This window comes from Affinirhizobium lemnae, from assembly GCF_022968395.1.
In the GTDB taxonomy this organism is placed as follows: domain Bacteria; phylum Pseudomonadota; class Alphaproteobacteria; order Rhizobiales; family Rhizobiaceae; genus Neorhizobium; species Neorhizobium lemnae.
The window spans coordinates 44601-61409 of sequence record NZ_JALJQZ010000024.1; the positions used below are offsets into that span (position 1 = coordinate 44601).

Annotated in this window: 19 protein-coding genes and 1 pseudogene; 11 read left to right on the forward strand and 9 right to left on the reverse strand. The window is 57.0% G+C overall.

The window, feature by feature from the left end:
* The first annotated feature begins 36 nt into the window (after positions 1–36).
* A complete protein-coding gene (locus tag MUU53_RS15085; protein ID WP_247261629.1) occupies positions 37–855 on the forward strand; it encodes a L,D-transpeptidase in 819 nt (272 codons plus the stop codon).
* 206 nt (positions 856–1061) lie between these two features.
* Positions 1062–1775, forward strand: coding sequence for a L,D-transpeptidase (locus tag MUU53_RS15090; protein ID WP_247261630.1), 714 nt, complete (start codon positions 1062–1064; stop codon positions 1773–1775).
* Between the two features lie 80 nt (positions 1776–1855).
* Here MUU53_RS15090 and MUU53_RS15095 read toward each other — a convergent pair whose 3' ends face one another.
* A complete protein-coding gene (locus tag MUU53_RS15095; RefSeq protein ID WP_247261631.1) occupies positions 1856–2791 on the reverse strand; it encodes a LysR family transcriptional regulator in 936 nt (311 codons plus the stop codon).
* 111 nt (positions 2792–2902) lie between these two features.
* On the opposite strand from MUU53_RS15095, the gene MUU53_RS15100 reads away from it, so the two are divergent.
* The 3 genes from MUU53_RS15100 to thrH are packed head-to-tail and all read left to right on the forward strand — an operon-like array spanning position 2903 to position 4959.
* Positions 2903–3661, forward strand: coding sequence for a 2OG-Fe dioxygenase family protein (locus MUU53_RS15100; protein ID WP_247261632.1), 759 nt, complete (start codon positions 2903–2905; stop codon positions 3659–3661).
* Between the two features lie 60 nt (positions 3662–3721).
* Positions 3722–4351, forward strand: coding sequence for a LysE family translocator (locus MUU53_RS15105; protein ID WP_247261633.1), 630 nt, complete (start codon positions 3722–3724; stop codon positions 4349–4351).
* Complete coding sequence (gene thrH / locus MUU53_RS15110; RefSeq protein WP_247261634.1) at positions 4348–4959, forward strand: bifunctional phosphoserine phosphatase/homoserine phosphotransferase ThrH; 612 nt, start codon at positions 4348–4350, stop codon at positions 4957–4959. The genes MUU53_RS15105 and thrH overlap by 4 nt, the downstream gene beginning before the upstream one ends.
* Before the next feature lie 35 nt (positions 4960–4994).
* On the opposite strand, the gene MUU53_RS15115 is transcribed toward thrH, so the two are convergent.
* From MUU53_RS15115 to MUU53_RS15135, 5 genes are all read right to left on the reverse strand, one after another.
* Positions 4995–6434 (reverse strand): serine hydrolase, encoded by a 1440-nt coding sequence (locus tag MUU53_RS15115; protein WP_247261635.1) that lies wholly within the window; start codon positions 6432–6434, stop codon positions 4995–4997.
* A 111-nt stretch (positions 6435–6545) separates the two neighbouring features.
* On the reverse strand, positions 6546–7085 hold the full coding sequence (locus MUU53_RS15120) for a hypothetical protein (RefSeq protein ID WP_247261636.1): 540 nt from the start codon (positions 7083–7085) through the stop codon (positions 6546–6548).
* Positions 7075–7341, reverse strand: a complete 267-nt coding sequence (locus MUU53_RS15125) for a hypothetical protein (RefSeq protein WP_247261637.1) — start codon at positions 7339–7341, stop codon at positions 7075–7077. Before MUU53_RS15125 ends, MUU53_RS15120 begins: the two co-directional genes overlap by 11 nt.
* 177 nt (positions 7342–7518) lie before the next feature.
* Positions 7519–7908: a hypothetical protein gene (locus MUU53_RS15130; protein ID WP_062552939.1), complete on the reverse strand. Its 390-nt coding sequence runs from the start codon at positions 7906–7908 to the stop codon at positions 7519–7521.
* A 115-nt stretch (positions 7909–8023) separates the two neighbouring features.
* On the reverse strand, positions 8024–8995 hold the full coding sequence (locus MUU53_RS15135) for a YihY/virulence factor BrkB family protein (RefSeq protein WP_247261638.1): 972 nt from the start codon (positions 8993–8995) through the stop codon (positions 8024–8026).
* Between the two features lie 110 nt (positions 8996–9105).
* On the opposite strand from MUU53_RS15135, the gene MUU53_RS15140 reads away from it, so the two are divergent.
* Both MUU53_RS15140 and MUU53_RS15145 read left to right on the forward strand, forming a co-directional pair.
* Positions 9106–10698: a helicase HerA-like C-terminal domain-containing protein gene (locus MUU53_RS15140; protein ID WP_247261639.1), complete on the forward strand. Its 1593-nt coding sequence runs from the start codon at positions 9106–9108 to the stop codon at positions 10696–10698.
* A gap of 81 nt (positions 10699–10779) precedes the next feature.
* On the forward strand, positions 10780–11547 hold the full coding sequence (locus MUU53_RS15145) for a hypothetical protein (RefSeq protein WP_247261640.1): 768 nt from the start codon (positions 10780–10782) through the stop codon (positions 11545–11547).
* Between the two features lie 45 nt (positions 11548–11592).
* Here MUU53_RS15145 and MUU53_RS15150 read toward each other — a convergent pair whose 3' ends face one another.
* Positions 11593–12405: a calcium-binding protein gene (locus MUU53_RS15150; RefSeq protein ID WP_247261641.1), complete on the reverse strand. Its 813-nt coding sequence runs from the start codon at positions 12403–12405 to the stop codon at positions 11593–11595.
* Between the two features lie 249 nt (positions 12406–12654).
* Between MUU53_RS15150 and MUU53_RS15155 the strand changes: the two are divergent.
* The 4 genes and pseudogenes from MUU53_RS15155 to MUU53_RS15170 all read left to right on the forward strand — a co-directional run.
* Positions 12655–12744, forward strand: a pseudogene (locus MUU53_RS15155) (helicase HerA-like domain-containing protein); the annotation flags it as partial.
* A gap of 160 nt (positions 12745–12904) precedes the next feature.
* Positions 12905–14503 (forward strand): AMP-binding protein, encoded by a 1599-nt coding sequence (locus MUU53_RS15160; protein WP_247261642.1) that lies wholly within the window; start codon positions 12905–12907, stop codon positions 14501–14503.
* An 11-nt stretch (positions 14504–14514) separates the two neighbouring features.
* A complete protein-coding gene (locus MUU53_RS15165; RefSeq protein WP_247261643.1) occupies positions 14515–14766 on the forward strand; it encodes a phosphopantetheine-binding protein in 252 nt (83 codons plus the stop codon).
* Positions 14763–15764 (forward strand): hypothetical protein, encoded by a 1002-nt coding sequence (locus tag MUU53_RS15170; protein WP_247261644.1) that lies wholly within the window; start codon positions 14763–14765, stop codon positions 15762–15764. Before MUU53_RS15165 ends, MUU53_RS15170 begins: the two co-directional genes overlap by 4 nt.
* Positions 15765–15771: 7 nt before the next feature.
* Here MUU53_RS15170 and MUU53_RS15175 read toward each other — a convergent pair whose 3' ends face one another.
* The gene (locus MUU53_RS15175) at positions 15772–16074 is read right to left on the reverse strand and encodes an alkylphosphonate utilization protein (protein WP_247261645.1); all 303 of its coding nucleotides are present in this window, start codon (positions 16072–16074) and stop codon (positions 15772–15774) included.
* Between the two features lie 126 nt (positions 16075–16200).
* Positions 16201–16551 carry an HNH endonuclease signature motif containing protein gene (locus tag MUU53_RS15180; protein WP_247261646.1) on the reverse strand — a complete coding sequence of 117 codons (351 nt, stop codon included), beginning with the start codon at positions 16549–16551 and terminating at the stop codon, positions 16201–16203.
* Between the last annotated feature and the right edge of the window lie 258 nt (positions 16552–16809).

A 16809-nucleotide genomic window follows, 5' to 3' on the forward strand; every position in this document is an offset into this window, starting at 1 on the left:
TGATCGCGCCCGACGTCATCTGCCGGAAGCGATCTCATGCCGCATCATCTTCGTCCATCCAAACGCCTGTCCACGCTCGCCGCATTGATGGCAACCTCCACCATGCTTTCGGGCTGCATTCTGGTGACGGATACAAGCCGCATGAATCCAGATGTCTTCGTGCAGGAAACGGCACCGGTATTCTACAATCCGTCTTCGCCGCCTGAACCGCAGCCGCAGCCGACGCAGAAGCAGCAGGCAATCCCGCAGAAGCGCCAGCTTTACCAGACGCAGTTTCAGCAGACCTATGGCATGCCGGTTTCCAACCCGGTGCATCGCACCTATTACGCCGGCATCCGCGATGACGGGCATACGCTGCCGGCCATTCCTTATAGTCGCGTCGATCAGCGCTATCTGCGCCAGGAAGTCGATTACCAGACGATGGAGGCCCCCGGCACAATCGTGGTCGATACGAAGCAGCGCTTCCTCTATCTGGTTCAGCCCGGCGGTAAGGCGATCCGCTACGGTGTCGGTCTCGGTCGCGATGGATTTGCCTGGACGGGCAGGGGCGTCATTCAGTGGAAGGCGAAATGGCCGCGCTGGACACCGCCGCAGGATATGGTTGAGCGCCAGCCGGAACTGCGCCAGTTCGCCGCCGCAGAAGGCGGGGCTCTGCCGGGGTTGAACAATCCGCTCGGCGCGCGTGCCCTCTATATCTTCAAGGATGGCAAGGATACCCTCTACCGTGTCCATGGCACGCCAGACTGGCAGTCGATCGGCAAGGCGACATCATCTGGTTGCGTGCGCATGTTCAATCAGGATGTGATTGATCTCTACGATCGCGTTCCGGCGTCCAGCCCTATTGTTGTCATATAGAATGACAGCTACGTAAATTGTGTTTCTAAGATCACACCCGGCTCACGTTAAGGTGCTGGATGCAACACTATCTCTCGAATCTAGGCGGGCTATACTTCTTCTGGCCACAATCGGGGAACCATTGTCGCGATCATCCGTTGGTTGGCGCTTTGGAGTACCGTCCGGTGTTCCAGTCGCCGTTCTAGTGAAGAAGTATATCTGTCCACATGACCACTGATCTTTTGAGCCGTCGCCGCCTCCTTAGCTTACTCGCCGTCGGCACAGCATCCACGCTTGCGGGTTGCGCGTCCTCCGGCCCCCAGCGTTTCACGCCCATTGCGGCCGTTTCCCCTGCATTCGCTCCAGCGCTTCCACCCGGCCGTTCGCCGGAACTGGATGCAACCTATGGCGAAATCGTCGATGGCGGCTTCGTCATTCCTGCAGTTCCCTACTGGAAGATCCCGCCACGCTTCTACCGTCAGCGAGTGCCGAACGAAACCGGCGAACCGGCAGGCACAGTGGTGGTGGATACGCAGCAGCGTTTCCTCTATCTGGTCGAACCCGGCGGCCAGACCGCCATGCGCTACGGCGTCGGCATTGGCCGCGAAGGCTTCGCCTGGCAGGGTGAAGGCGTCATTCAATGGCGCCAGAAATGGCCGAAATGGACGCCGCCTTCCGAGATGGTCGCACGTCAGCCGGAGCTCGCCAAATACGGTCCGGGCACGGGGGGTATGGAGCCGGGTCTCATGAACCCGCTCGGTGCGCGCGCACTCTACATTTTCAAGAACGGCCAGGATACGCTCTACCGACTGCACGGAAATCCGGAATGGAACTCCATCGGCAAGGCCGTGTCGTCCGGCTGCGTTCGCCTGATGAACCAGGACATCATTGACCTGTACGAGCGCGTTCCCAACAAGGCCCGCATCGTGGTCTGGCAGTGAGTGAGCTTTAGCCTCACTCAGAAATAGCGCTGTGGTGCTCACGCGAAACGCTATTTAAGTTTGTGTTGTGCCGGATCATGCTATTCTGTGGAGTGGCAGACATCTTGCAGTTTTTCAATATGCGCCTGCATGCGTCGCGCCAACCAGTCGATGAATATCAGGTGCCGTGTATCCGTCTTATACGGCGAGGCGGACAGTGCTAGATATTGTGTTCCATCTGGCTTGAATGGACCAAGAGCCTGCAGCCGACCAGAGGCGAGGTCGGACGCAACCATGTGTATTGACGCAAGACCCACCCCCTGACCCGCCATGGCGCCTTCTATTGCCATGTAGAAGTGTTCATAGATCACGTTTGATGCAAAACGAGGGGACTTAGGCTGCGACAGACGCCAATTCTGCCATGCTTCGGGTCGCGAGCGCGTATGCAAGGCCGGTACAGAATCTGCATGCTGTTCAAGAATTTTTGCCACCGATGGTGCGCAAACCATGCCCATAAATTCCGGTGCCAGTTCCTTCACATGCAATTGCGGATCGATTGGGAAGTCGTTACGCCGTACCGCCAGGTCAATATGGTCGCGACGGAAGTCAATCCGTCCGCCTGCAGCCAGCACCTTGACTTCCAATCCCGTTGAACTTTTCAGATCCGCCAGATTTGGGATCAGAAATTTTAGACACAGCGTCGGTTCGCAGGAGACAATCAGAGGCTGAGGCTCCTGATTGCCTCGAAAGTCAGCTACGGCATTATCCAGATCCTGGAAGACGGCTGATAGCTTCATTGCCAGTTCGCGCCCGCGATCCGTTAAAAACACGCGGCGGTTGCGTCTGACAAATAGAGCTTCGCCCAGGATCTCCTCAAGATTTCCGATCTGCTTGCTGATGGCCCCATGGGTCACATGCAACTCTTCTGCTGCAAGCGCAAAGCTTTCGTGCCGCGCCGCCACCGTAAAGGCCTTCAATGCTCCCAGCGGAGGCGTACGCGCAGGTCTACTTTTCAAGTCACTGTTTCTGCTCATCATAAGTGAGTTTTCCTCACGCAGTTATTAGAGGATTTATCGTTTTTCACGCGATCATTGATATGTTTGAAGATTTTTGTCGGCCTTGCCGAAGGAAATGGAGACATTAAATACATGCAGTCGAATACTTCAGTACTAAAAAATCAAAATTATAACGATTTTAGCAAAAGCGGAATTGTACGGGAACTCGCTGAGCACAATTTTATTTTTATCGATAGTAGCGATTTCCTGACACTCATCAACTCGGGCAAGTTCGCGCAACAGGACATAGCCGACTTTCAAGCCTCCTGGAACGATCTCAAGCCTGACACCTACATGGCAGATGGCGGCAAGTACAGGCTACGCCGTCATGCAACCTTGTCGGCCTCGCCGCGAGGAGGAGCTGTCGTGGTTGAAAAACATCAGCCCCATTATCAGACAACGGACTACAACCATCTGAATGGTGGTATCGAGCGTCATTTCGAGCCGGTTCTTCCTGAGACCATCGCCAATCCGGTGATGCAGTCCATCTTGCAGGTCTCCTCCCAGACATTCGGCGCCTTGGAGCCAGAACATTCCTGGCATATCGAGATGCATCAGTTTCGTATCGAGGCGAAAAAGACTGCTGGCAAGCCTACGCCTGAAGGCATCCACCGCGACGGCGTCGACTTTGTCGCGATGGTTCTCATCAACCGCCACAACATTGAGGGCGGCGAGACGACAATCGTTGATCGCGATGGACATCATCTGGCACAGTTCACGCTTACGGCCCCCTTCGATGCGGCCCTTGTCAACGATCTCCATGTTGCGCACGGGGTGTCCCCCATTTCGGCCCTCAATGAAAACGAGCCCGGTCTGCGCGACGTACTCGTCGTAACCTTCCGTCGCAAATAACAATCGATGGCAGCTGCATGCACAAGCGTGCAGCTGCTTGTTCGGTCTGGAGAACTAATTATGGAGCAGATCCTTTTAATTGCGTCTATTACATGGCTTGCGGTCCTGAGCCCCGGCGCAGATTTCGCAATGGTTTCCCGCAACAGCTTTCTTTATGGCCGCAGATCCGGTCTTGCGGCTTCCGCCGGGATTGCCATTGCCTGCTGGTTCCATGTGATTTACGCAATGTTCGGTATCGCCGTTATTCAGCACACCTTTCCCAACATTCTTGATTTCATCAAATTTGTCGGTGCCGCATATTTGATTTACGCCGGTGTATCAACGGCCTTCGGTACGATCCGCGATGTGGAGGGCAGCCTGCTTCCTAGCGGCAGGTCCATGGCAAGAGAAATGATGACGGGCATTCTGACGAATGGCCTGAATCCCAAAACCTCGATCTTTGTCATCAGTCTTTACACCCAGTTTATCGGGAAAGACACGCCGCTCTCCCATCAGCTTCTGTGGGGTCTGTTCATCTCTCTTTCGCATCTTCTCTGGTTCGCGACTGTTTCGATGTTCTTATCCAATCCCGCCATTCGCACGGTCGTGCTGCGTCGTCAGCGGATATTCAATATTGTTATCGGTATTGTACTTGCTTCTCTCGGCGCAGTCTTGTTTTTCTCCGGAACTCTGGGGAGCGGCGCTCAATGACGCAGGCCCTTTGCTCCTTCGTGGATCTGGAGGGCGTGCTGGCACCGGAGATGTGGCCATACCTGGCTCGCAGGTTCAGTGTCGCTGAACTGGAAGCCACGACGAGGACTATTCCGGACTATCGTCAGTTGCTGGAGCAGCGCATTCTTGCTTTGGCCCGTCATCGCATCACTCTTGCACAGATTTGCGAGGCTGTTCGCGGGCTGGATCTCTTGCAGGGAGCCCAGAAGTTTATAAGTGCGCTGAAACAGCGCGGGCAGCTTGTTCTGGTCACGGACTCGTTTCAACCGATGAACAGCCATTTCCTGAATGCAATCGGTGCCGATCTTGTCTTGTGCCACACCTTTACGTGCAATGACTACGACATCGTCACCGGCTTCGATTTCTGGAATGGCCTCAAAGGTAAGCACCTGTGCTTCGATATGGTCAAAACACAGGGGCGGTCCACATTTGCAATCGGTGACGCCTTCAATGATCTTTCCATGCTGCGACGGGCGCAATATGGCGTCCTGTTTCAGCCATCTCGCTCAACCCGCGAAGCCGCGCCAGATCTTCAGTCAGCCACGACTTACGGGGAAGTTCTATCCTATCTTGATTCGGTTGCATGATCGTAACGAACGCGCAGCCGGTGTGATACCCGGGCTCAACCGCCCGCTGGAACGACCTGGCATGCGAACTTGGCGGATGACAGAAGCTTGCAGGCCGATTGTGCCGCCGCCTGATTGGTGAAGCCGGAGAAGCGGGCGCGATGCAGGGTGGCAGAACCGCTATGAAGCGTTTCCGTGTAGGGCGTCAGATTCTGGAACTTGCCGTCGAGCTTGTCCATTGCGCGGCCCAGCAGGCTGATCGCCTCGTCTTCGCTGCCGGTGGCACCCAGCTGCACGCGCCAGCCGGGAGCGGCGGCGGTCTTGAAGGGCAGGTCTGCCGGTGGCGCGAGATCCGATTTCGAAGGCGCAGCATAGCCAAGGCTTGCAGAGGATGGTGCGACAGACGCGACCTGTGTCGGAGCCTGTTCCGGCTGGCTGCGAACAGGTACGGATGGCACCGGCTGATAGCGCTCGGCCACAACCGGACGAACCGGTGCAACGGCAGCCACAGGCGGTTCGGACATGGCGGGTGCCATGGCAGGAGAAGCGGGTCGCGGAGGCTGCGTCGTTGCCACTTCCTGCGCCACCACCGGCATCGGCACATTGTTGCGCGGCAGGCGCGTCGGGAACAGTGGCGCCGGGCTGCTGGGCGCTTCCGCCACAAGGCCTGCACCGGCGCGTGTGCCGGCCTTCGGCATGGCCTTGTCCAGCAGCGAAGCCATTTGCGCATCGCGGGCGCGGGCGGTGCGGCCGCCCAGCACGACGCCGATTACGCGACGGCCGTTGTCGTTCACGGCGCTGACGAGGTTGAAACCGCTGGCATTGGTGTAGCCGGTCTTGATGCCGTCCATGCCCTTGTAGCGATACATCAGGTTGTTGTGGCCGCGAATGGTTCTGCCGCGAAAGGCAAAGGACTGGGTAGAAAACAGGCGGTATTCCTGCGGAAAGTCGCGAATGAGCGCCAGTCCAAGCCGCGCCATGTCGCGCGCCGTCGTCACCTGCTGGCTGTCCGGCAGGCCGGAGCCATTACGAAATACGGTCCGGCTCATGCCGAGCTGGCGCGCCTTGCGCGTCATTGCCGCCGCAAATTTTTCTTCCGAACCATAGAGATGATCGCCAATTCCTTCTGCCACGTCATTGGCGGATTTTACGATCATGCCCAGAACCGCCTCGCGCACCGTGTAGGTTTCGCCCTGTCTGAGGCCCAGCTTGGTGGGTGTGGTGCGCGCGCCATTGGCCGACATCACGATGCGCTGGTCCCAGCGCAGGCGTCCGTCATGCAGCGCCTCGAACACCATATAGAGCGTCATCATCTTGGTCAGTGATGCTGGATGGTTTAGCGTGTCGGCGTCCTGCGCATCCAGAACCTTGCCGCTATTGGCATCCATGATGAAATGCGCATATCCCGCCAGTGCAGGCGTGGACGCGGCAACCGCCAGCGTCAGAACCATTGCCTGCGTCGCGCGTCGCCACATGGTGCGCACCCATCCACTCATCGAAAACCCCCGAATTGCCAGTCCTCCTACCATATTGGGCAAAAGCGGCGGAAAATTAGATACAATTTTAGTTTTTCAAATTGTGGTTAACAGGGGGTTTCTGAGGGAGAATTAGAAATTGGGCTTCGATCGTAGTTCCAGAGAGACGGGATCGAGCTCCTGCATTGTCAGCCGCGCATTCAGCTGCCGTGCCGCCTTGCCTGCTGCCAGCCACTTCATAGCTTGGGAAAGGTTGAGGCGTGTCTTGCGCCCCCCGTCGCGCGCAATTTTGCTGAACGCATCGGCCAGTTCATCGATACGGTAGAGCCCGCCCAGGCTGGGAAGCGGCATTTCGGCGCGCTTCTGCAGAGCCTGACGCTTCACATTCAATTTCTCAGCCACGTCTGCAAGGCTGACGAGATCTGGACGAAACTCGCGCAGACGGGTTCCCGCAGGCAGGTTTCGCAATATGTTCTTCGCAGCGGATAGAATGGCATCGGTCGCATCTGTTCCTTCTGCCTCCAGTTCTACACCCAGCAGCTTCGGATTGCCGGTTCCGATGACCGCATCTTCGTATCCGGCAGCAAATACTGCATCAGAGAGCGAATAGGCATCGTTTTCAGTGGAGGGGAGTTCGAATACCAACTCGAATTCAAAGACTTCACGTGTCATTCATCGTCTCCTTCTCCGCCTGTTTGATGCAAGCCAGCGCCTTCTGTTTCAGCTTGGCCGCATGATTTGACGGATTCTGCGGGGTCGAATTGATTGTCATCTGGCAATATTTGTTGTCACGGCAGTCCCTTGCATTGGCCGGGCACCGCAAAAGGCCCCATGCATGGCCGCCGCCCCGAACCTCCACAGTCCATCCCAACGCTTCCAGCTCACAGAGAACCGTCTCAACGTCCTTTTTCGGATGACGACTACGCATTCATAAACCTCGAAATACAAAGTTGTCAATCGACAACATTATAAATTGCTTCTATAGGTTGAATAAATTTCTACTGGCCGTGAATATCAGTTGTGCAAAGTCTCTTCAATCGCCCATGAAAAACGCCGACCTGCACAGGCAAGTCGGCGTCTTGAAATACAGATAGAAAGCGTCTTGTCAGACGAACTGGCTGAGGCCCGGAACCGAACCGACAACCTGGTCCACGGTTTCAGAACCGGCATGTTCGCGGGCAACGGCGATTGTTTCGCGTGCGAGTGACGTGATCTCTCCCATGCCGAGGCCGAGGCCCATCAGCTGCTGGCCAAGTGCCATGACACCGCCGCCGAGGCTTGCCATCAGTCCGCCCAGAAGTCCGCCGCCACCGGCACCTTCACCGTTGAACTTGGCAACCAGTTCCGGCGCGCCGGGAATGGCTTCGATCATGCGGGCAACGGCGCCATCATCGGCTTCGCGCTGCAGGAAGCCCAGCATCATGCCCACGGCCTTTTCGGCGACATCCGGTGCTATACCAACATTGTCCGCCACGCGGGTGACCAGCTCGTTCATCAAACTCTCCTCAAGGTTTTTTGACGTTCACGTCAAAGTAAAGAAATCCGCAGCCGCTGGCAAGGTGGGCACGGTGTTGTGCCACCGCAGTTTTGCGGGAGGAGGGAAGGATACGTCAAGTCAGCGTTTCACCCACCGTATCCGCCATGACGGCACCCCGCTGACCGAGTGGCTTCGGGTGCCCGGTGGTGGAATCCATCGCCGTCTGATGTTCCAGTTCCGCGTTCAGCTCAGCACCGAGGATAACGATGATTGCTGAAATCCACGTCCAGAACAGAAAGCCGATCAGCGCGCCCAGCGTGCCATAGGTCGCGTTGTAGTCCGCCACATGCGAGAGATAGAAGGTCACGCCCAGAGAGCCGAGCAACCAGAACAGTGCTGCGAATGCCGCACCCCAGGTTAGCCAGCGCATCTTGGCCGGTTCGCGGCTGGGCCCATAGCGATAGAGCATGCAGATGCCGATCGTGGCCAGCACCAGCAGCAACGGCCAGCGCAACAGGCTCAGTAGCATCTCTGCCGTTTCATCGAGATGCAGGAACGTGATCATGGCCGGAACCACGCCAAGTGCCACGATGATGATGATGGCCGCCAGAATGCCGCCGAAGGTAAAGGTCAGAGAGACAAGGTTCAGCTTGAAGAAACTGCGCTTTTCTTCCTCGCCATAGGCAATGTTCATGGCCTCGAACAGCGCCTTGATGCCGTTGTTCGCGCTCCACAGCGCCACCAGAAGACCGAAGATGAGGCCGAAGCTCAGCGCGCTTTTCTGTTCTGTCGCCAAGGCCTTCAACTGATCGATGAAAATGTTCAGGCCGTCGGAAGGCATGACCTGCGCAAGAAACAGAATGCGGTCGGCAATCGTCGTCGGGTCCGCCACGAAACCATAGACGGAAACGAGAGCACCCATGGCGGGAAACAGGGCCAGCAGCAGGTAGAAGGTCACGCCCGCTGCCACCAGCATCACGCGATCCTGCGTCAGCGAGACATAGACGCGGTACAACACATCTTTCATGCCCTTGAAGGGGATCTGGCCGGGATGCTCCGCATGCCGCCCATGTTCGCGTTCCGCTGCCGTCATCATATCCACCATGGCTCTGCCCCTTTTCGCCTTACCCCGCCTCCTGTCAGGCGTTGCCGTTCCGCAAACGGCAGCCTATACATTTGCAAACACTTGAACGTTGATAACCGGGAGGCAGTTGCATGGATGACGCGGGAAAACTCTTTCTGGGCGGCAGCCGCAAACCGGATGACACGCTGAAGAAGGCGGAATACCTGCATCTGAAGTTCGGCAACCGCCATGGTCTCGTCACCGGCGCCACGGGAACGGGCAAGACGGTAACGCTGCAGGTCATGGCGGAAGGGTTTTCCGCGGCGGGCGTTCCCGTCTTCTGTTCGGATATCAAGGGAGATCTGTCCGGCATTGCCGCCATGGGCGAGCCGAAAGACTTTTTGCTAAAGCGCGCCGAGCAGATCCAGTTCGCCGACTATGACAACGCCGCCTTCCCGACGATTTTCTGGGATCTCTATGGCGAAAAGGGCCATCGGGTCAGAACCACTATTGCGGAAATGGGCCCGCTGCTGCTGGCCCGCCTGATGGATGCGACGGAAGCGCAGGAAGGCGTCCTCAACATCGCCTTCAAGATTGCCGATGAAGGCGGTCTGCCGCTTCTGGACCTCAAGGATCTTCAGGCGCTCCTCACCTATATGGGAGAGCATGCGGGCGAGATCTCGCAGCGTTACGGCTTCGTGTCCAAGGCATCGGTCGGCTCCCTCCAGCGTGGTCTGCTGGTGCTGGAACAGCAGGGCGCAGAACATTTCTTCGGCGAACCCGCGCTGAAGATCACCGATATCATGCGCACCAGCCAGGATGGGCGCGGCGTCATTTCCGTGCTCGCCGCTGACAAGCTCATGATGAACCCGCGTCTCTACGCCACCTTCCTGCTCTGGCTACTGTCAGAACTGTTCGAGGAACTGCCGGAAGTGGGCGATCCGGAAAAGCCGCGTCTCGTCTTCTTCTTCGACGAGGCGCATCTTCTGTTTTCTGAAGCGCCGAAAGTACTGCTGGAACGGGTGGAGCAGGTGGTTCGCCTCATCCGCTCCAAGGGCGTGGGCGTGTATTTCATCACGCAGAACCCGCTCGATGTGCCGGAAACGGTTCTTGCCCAGCTCGGCAACCGCGTGCAGCACGCGCTACGCGCCTATACGCCGCGCGAGCAGAAGGCGGTGAAAACGGCGGCCGATACCTTCCGCGCCAACCCGGAATTCAAGACGGATGAGGCCATCACCCAGCTTGGCACGGGTGAGGCGCTGGTCTCGACGCTGGAAGGCAAGGGCGCGCCCTCCATGGTGGAGCGCACGCTGATCCGCCCTCCGGCCGCCCGCATCGGACCGCTGACCGATGACGAGCGCCGCAAGATCCTGAACACCAGCCCTGTCGCCGGTCAGTACGACAAGGATATCGATCGCGAATCCGCCTTTGAAATTCTCATGGCCCGCGCTGAAAAGGCGGGCAAGGCACCGATGCCGAAGCGTGCCGAAGTAGAGCCGGAAGCGGAAGCCGCGCCGAAGGATGATAGCGCCGCGGGCCGTTGGTCGCTTCCCGGCTTTGGCAATGATGAGGCAGAGGAAGAAGAAGCGCCGCGCAAGAAGGCAGGAGCAGGGCGAGCCGGCTATCAGCGCGAAACGGTCATCGAAGCAGCCATGAAAAGCGCTGCCCGTTCCGTGGCAAGCCAGGTGGCAAACCAGATTGGCCGAGCGCTGGTGCGCGGCATTCTGGGCAGTTTGAAGCGGTGACGACTGCCCACGGTTGTGCAAGGATAGGTTGACGCAAGGCATGGAGACTATCCTTCCGGCATATTAGGAAGGAGAGTTTTCATGACTTCAGTAGCATCAACTTCATATTATTCGTCGCCCTCATACCGCACCAATGCAGGCTCATCGAACAGAGCCTCTGAAAGCGCGTATGATGCCTTGTACAGCAATCAGCAGCGTGAAACGAAGCCGGAAGCCAAGGTGGCGGTTGACACGTCAGGTTCCGGCGTTCCTATCGACACCACACCCTCAACGGCAACAACCAGTTTTCAAGGGAAGCTGATTGACCTCTCTTCCATCTTTCAAGGAAGCGACCTTCCTCTTGCTAAGCCAGTATGGGAGTTGCCAGAAGACCAGTATCGCGATTACTTAGAGACACAGCGCAGCTTTCTCGAAATGGATGAGCGTGTTCTCGCCCAGCAGCATACTCGTTATCCGGATTTGTCAAACGATCCGCGCTTCAAGCCTTATGCGGAGATCGTTGTGAAGGGCAAGGTCGTTGCCACGATTGACAATCAGGGAATTGCCGTTTCGAAAGATCCTGCCTGGAGCGAGCGTTACAGGGATGTCATGGGCAGCTTGAATGGCACTGTTGGCCCGGATCTGGCTGAAAGAACGGCAAAAGCCATCGCCAAGGCTCTCGGCGGTCGTGTTGTCAAACAGGAGACGGCGATGAATCAACTGAGTTTTGAGCGGTTTCAGTCACCTGATCCGTGGATCGACTATGATGCCATGAAAGGTGACAAGGCTTATGCTGAACTGCAAGAAAGACGGTTCGATCTTCAGAAGTTGGAAACACGAAGAGCACAATATCTGAGTGAGGTAGCTTAGGCCAAGCTTCCTTGGCGGGCATTGCCCGCCAAGGAAAAATTGTACTTATACTGCCAACAAGGTCGTCAGATCAAAATTTACATTATCTGTAGTTCGTAAGGTCTCGACAACGTAATGTCCTCCGAGAAAGAAGTTTTCTATAACAACTGAGTTATCAAAGGTTCCGTCTGCATTGAAATCCGTGCGAGATCCGATCAAAAGATCATTTCCATTCTTGGTCCACGCCCAGTCGCTTGCGGTGTAACTCACATAGAGGAAATCGTTCCCGTCGTTCAGGAGGTCTGTTCGAGCAGCTCCCGTATTCGTCACGCCGTCGTTTATGCGGTCGAAGCCTTGTCCGTTAAAGTAGTAATGGTCATTACCTGATCCGCCCCACATCCGATCATCGCCAGCTTCGCCTCTTAAAATGTCCGAACCTGCATCACCAAAAAAGATGTCATTGCCAGTGCCACCCCAGAGCTGATCGTTTCCAGCTCCTCCTATGAACACATCATTTCCTGCGCCACCATACATGATGTCGTTGCCGCCATCTCCCGCAAGCGTATCGGTGCCTGCTTCACCATACAAGGTATCATCGTCCGCTCCGCCATTGAGGGAATCGTTTCCATCGCCTCCATAGAGGATATCGACCCCGTTTCCGCCATTGAGCTGGTCATTTCCCGTGTAGCCGTAGAGCGTGTCGTTGCCGTCATCGCCGTTCAGGCTGTCAGGATAGATGCTTCCGTGGATCGTATCGTTGCCGCCAAGTCCGTTGACAGTGAGCCATGCCTGATCAGCTGGCCAAATCGAAGGGGGGGCATACGAATAGGCTCGATAATCCAGGGTGTTGTTGTTGTTATCTCCACTGAAACTTGGCATTCTATTCTCCTTGGTGACCGGCGAACCATTTCGCCGGTTTCGAGCGGGCGTGGCAGGTGTGCTGTCCAGGCTTTAGCCTGCTGCGCCCGGGTTCTTGCTGCGGTCTTCAAGCAGCATCATCTTTGCGACCTTTGATCGGCAAATATGCGAGCTCATCATAAGGTTGAATGCAACCGACATACAATCGATTTTGATGTGTTTCTGCAATTTAAGAGAGTATTCATTTACTTGATTTGGATTTTCGCCTGAGAAAGTGCCGCTCGTTCCGTGGCCAGCCAAGTGGCAAACCAGATCGGTCGGGCACTGGTGCGCGGCATTCTGGGCAGCTTGAAGCGGTGAGGGTTCCGTCAAAGTTGCATTAACCACACTTGCCGAACACGCGTTCGTCATCCCGCTATCCGTATCGCAGGGGGATCAGGAAAACGCAATGTTTAGGGAATCCCGCTAGAAACCGTGCTGTATTTCTTATCAAGCAAAGTTTTAGGCGGAGGCCGATTGGGTGGCGAACGATAATATTGCGAGCGGTTTCTTTCGATCCAGCGTGGCGTATGGCGACCGGCTATTCTATTCGGATGCTTCCCGCAATGTGAGTTATGGCGAGATGGGCGTGACCGTTCGTCGCCTTGCGGGCCACGTTTCGCAAAAGGGTCGCCCGAGGCGCGTAGGCATACTCGCAACCCGCAGCTTTGAAGCCTATGCGGGTATTCTGGCAGCGGGCTTTGCCGGTGGCGCCTATGTGCCCATCAATCTCAAATGGCCGGAAAGCCGCATCGTCACGCTTCTCGGCCTCATGGAACTCGATGCGCTGATCGCCGATGTCAACGGCACCTCCCTGCTGACACCGGATGTATTGGCTGCCGCGCCCGATTGTATCGTGATTGCCGATGCGGCGAAACGACCTGAAGTCGTGCGCAACAGCCAGAGCATTGTGCATTTCAACGAGATTGAGGCAGAGCCTCTCTCCCAGCCAATGCAGGTGGAGGCCGACGATCTTGCCTATATCATCTTCACGTCCGGCACGACGGGTCTGCCCAAGGGTGTGATGATCTCTGCCGGATCGCTGGCGAATTATCTTGCCGAAAGCCGCAGCTGGACGGCGCTGACGCCGGACGATCGCCTTGCCGAAACCTGCGACGTCACCTTCGACCTGACGGTGCACAACCTTTTTCTCTGCGTGGAGGCGGGAGCTTCGCTCCACATACTCTCTTCGCTGGAAATGATGGCGCCGGGGCGTTTCGTCCGGGCGCGAGAAATCACAGTCTGGATGTCGGTGCCCACTTTGATTGCCATGATGCGTCGCAACGGCTCCCTGAAACCCGGCATCTTCCCAAGCCTGCGCCTCTCCATTTTCTGCGGTGAACCTTTGCCGGTTGCGGCGGCTGAAGCCTGGGCCGCAGCGACGCCCAATGGCGTGGTGGAAAACATCTATGGCCCGACGGAAGGCACCGTCATCTGCATGCGCCAGCGGTTTACGTCCCCGCCCGTGGAAACGAAGGGGCGCGGCATTCTGGCCATCGGCAAACCCTATGACAGCATGGAAATCGCTATCCTTGATAGCGAGCAGCAGGTGCTGCCGGAAGGTCAGGCGGGTGAAATCGCTTTGTCTGGACCACAACTGGCTATCGGCTATCTCGGTGCGCCAGAACAGACGGCGGATCGCTTCCGTAACCTTCGCGGCAAACGCTGGTATCTGACCGGCGATCTGGGCCTGCGCGATGAGACCGGCACCTATCACCATCTTGGCCGCACTGACAATCAGGTGAAGGTGAAGGGCAACCGCATAGAGCTGGAAGAGGTAGAGGCGCATCTGCGAAAGGCCGCCGATACGGATGTCGTGGCCGTTATTGCCTGGCCGGTGGTGGATGGCTCGGCGCAGGGTTTGATCGGCTTCTGCTGCTCTGACAAATCCGACAGCGAGATCGAAGCGGCGATGCTTCAATCGCTGCCGCGCTACATGGTGCCGTCAGAGATCCGCATCCGGAACAGCCTCCCGGTTAACATCAACGGGAAAGTTGACCGGCGCGCCCTGTTCCAGCAGTTGGAAGAGGCGGCACAAACGACTGCGACGGGGCCAGCAAGGCCGGATGCAGCCGAATGAGGAAAGAAGCAATGAACACGAAGTCAAACGCATCCATTCGCGCAACGGTCATGAGCCTTCTGGGGGAGCGGGGTGTTACCCAAGTCGCAGATATAGAGCCCCTGTTTTCGTCCGGACTTCTGGATTCCGTAGCGGCGACGGAGGTTCTTCTGGCACTGGAGACTGATTTTGGCGTGGATCTGTCGGATGAGGATTTCGACATCACGCATATCGACACGCTGGCGAGCCTTGAGCACTTTGTCGCCTCCCGGACACCTGCATGAAACTTCGCCCGATCGATCAGTCCGGAGCCTCTGCTGCTGCCGCGCTTCTTTCGGTAGGTTTTCCGTCTTTGTCCCATTCGGAGTGGGCGGATACGGTACAAAAGCTACTGGACTATGCGGCAGGACGGGGCCATGGCGTGATCGGCCAGATTGCGCAGTTGAAGGGGCAGGATATCGGCATCTGCCTCATGATCCCTAGCGCGCCAGTGACGCCGGACGCGGAGTTTGGCATGCGTATTAATGTCGCTGCCTTCTATCTGGCTCCCGGTCACGAGTGGATGACGACGCTTTTCATGCGGCGGTTGATGGCAGATTGCGATACCGAATACACCGATCTGACAGCCTCTTCCTCGATGCGCGATATCAATCGCCGCCTAGGCTTTTTCAATCACTCCGAGGGTATGATCATTGTTGCAACGCCCATGGCCTCCATGCAGCCTGCAGCGTCCGGCATTCGCCTGCTCTCATTGAAAGAGGCGGAAACGGAAACTGCATCGCTGTCTGTAAATGAATGGCAGGTTTTGCGAGATCATCACCATTTCGGATGTGCCGCCTTCGTGGTGGTGGAGCATGGCAGGGCGTATCCGCTCATTCTGGCACCCAGTTCGCGCAAGGGCATTCCCGGAGCGCGGGTTCTGCTGGCGCGAGATCGTGCGCTGCTGCGGTCGGTTCTCGGAGTTCTCAGCCGCTCCATGGTTCTGGCCGGCAAGACCTATATCGAGTTCGACGGAGCCGAGGCGGATATGCCTGCAGGTGCCTTATTCCTGCCCTCAGCCGCCCCTGTCCAGTCGACTCGTCAAGAGGTGGTAATGGTGATCGATCACACCTATTCCGAATTCGCCTTTATACCGCCCACACGGCTACGGGCTGCTGTCCGGATCTACGAAAATCGAATTCGCACCGAGGCCTGTAAACTCTCGCTTCAGGCTACCAGTGCCGCTATCTCCCACCCCGCCACCTGCCTTGCATTGAAGGTGGCGGAAATTTCGGGTCTTTGATCGTTGATTACCGTTTGCGAACGAACTCCGTGCGCAGAACAAGACCCTTGATACTGTCGTGACGACAATCGATCTCTTCCGGGTTTTCCGTCAAGCGGATGGAGCGGATTACGGTGCCTTGCTTTAACGTCTGTCCGGCGCCTTTGACCTTCAGATCCTTGACCAGCACGACACTGTCGCCATCCGCCAGCACATTGCCGGAGGCATCGCGCACGTCCGATGTCCTTGCGGCCTCTGCCTTTAGTTCCGAAGCTGGACGCCAGTCGCCGGTCACCTCATCATACACATACTCATCGTCATCGGCGATCATGGCGCTCATCCCTATTGGCAGTTTCGATGAGGGGCTTAAGCTGCGGCATATCTCGCTGTCAAAACTTCATCGGGGAATTGACCCGAAAAGCACCCGATTTCTGGCTTCTGTCAAATTGTTTCTTGCTCACCAGCGGTTCTGTCCTTTCTCCTTGCGGCGATTGCTGCGGCGGGTGCCATCGAAAAATCCGGGTGGCTTCCTGGCGACCCAGGCCGCAAACTTCGCCATTTCCGGGTGGGACAGCAGGGCCTCCGCACTGGCATAGGTGGTTTCCAGTTCGACTTCAGAAAACAGGGCATGGATCTGTCTGTGGCATATGCGGTGCAACGTCTGGGTAACCCGCCCGCCACGACTTTTCGGCACCAGATGGTGCTCATCGCGCTGGTCCTCGGGAATGTCACGGCCGCAGATCGGGCAGATCACCTTCTGCGGCGGCTTGTACCATTCGGGAACCTTTTCCCTGTGCTTTCTGGCCATGGTCGATCCTGGAACGATCCTTCTCATCCTGCGGGATATATGGGGCTCTGCGGAACCTGTTGCAAATGGACTGGTCAGCGAACTCCAGGAAACATACACGACACGAATGCCTTCGCTTTCAGACAAGCCCCTCCCCACAAGGGAGAGGGAGTACCCTCGCATTCTCGGCGGCCACCCGTTTTCCTAGGCGGTAGTGACGATTTAGCTATTTGAGCCAGATGGCGATGGCTGCGAGTTTGACGAATCCCATGAAGTTGG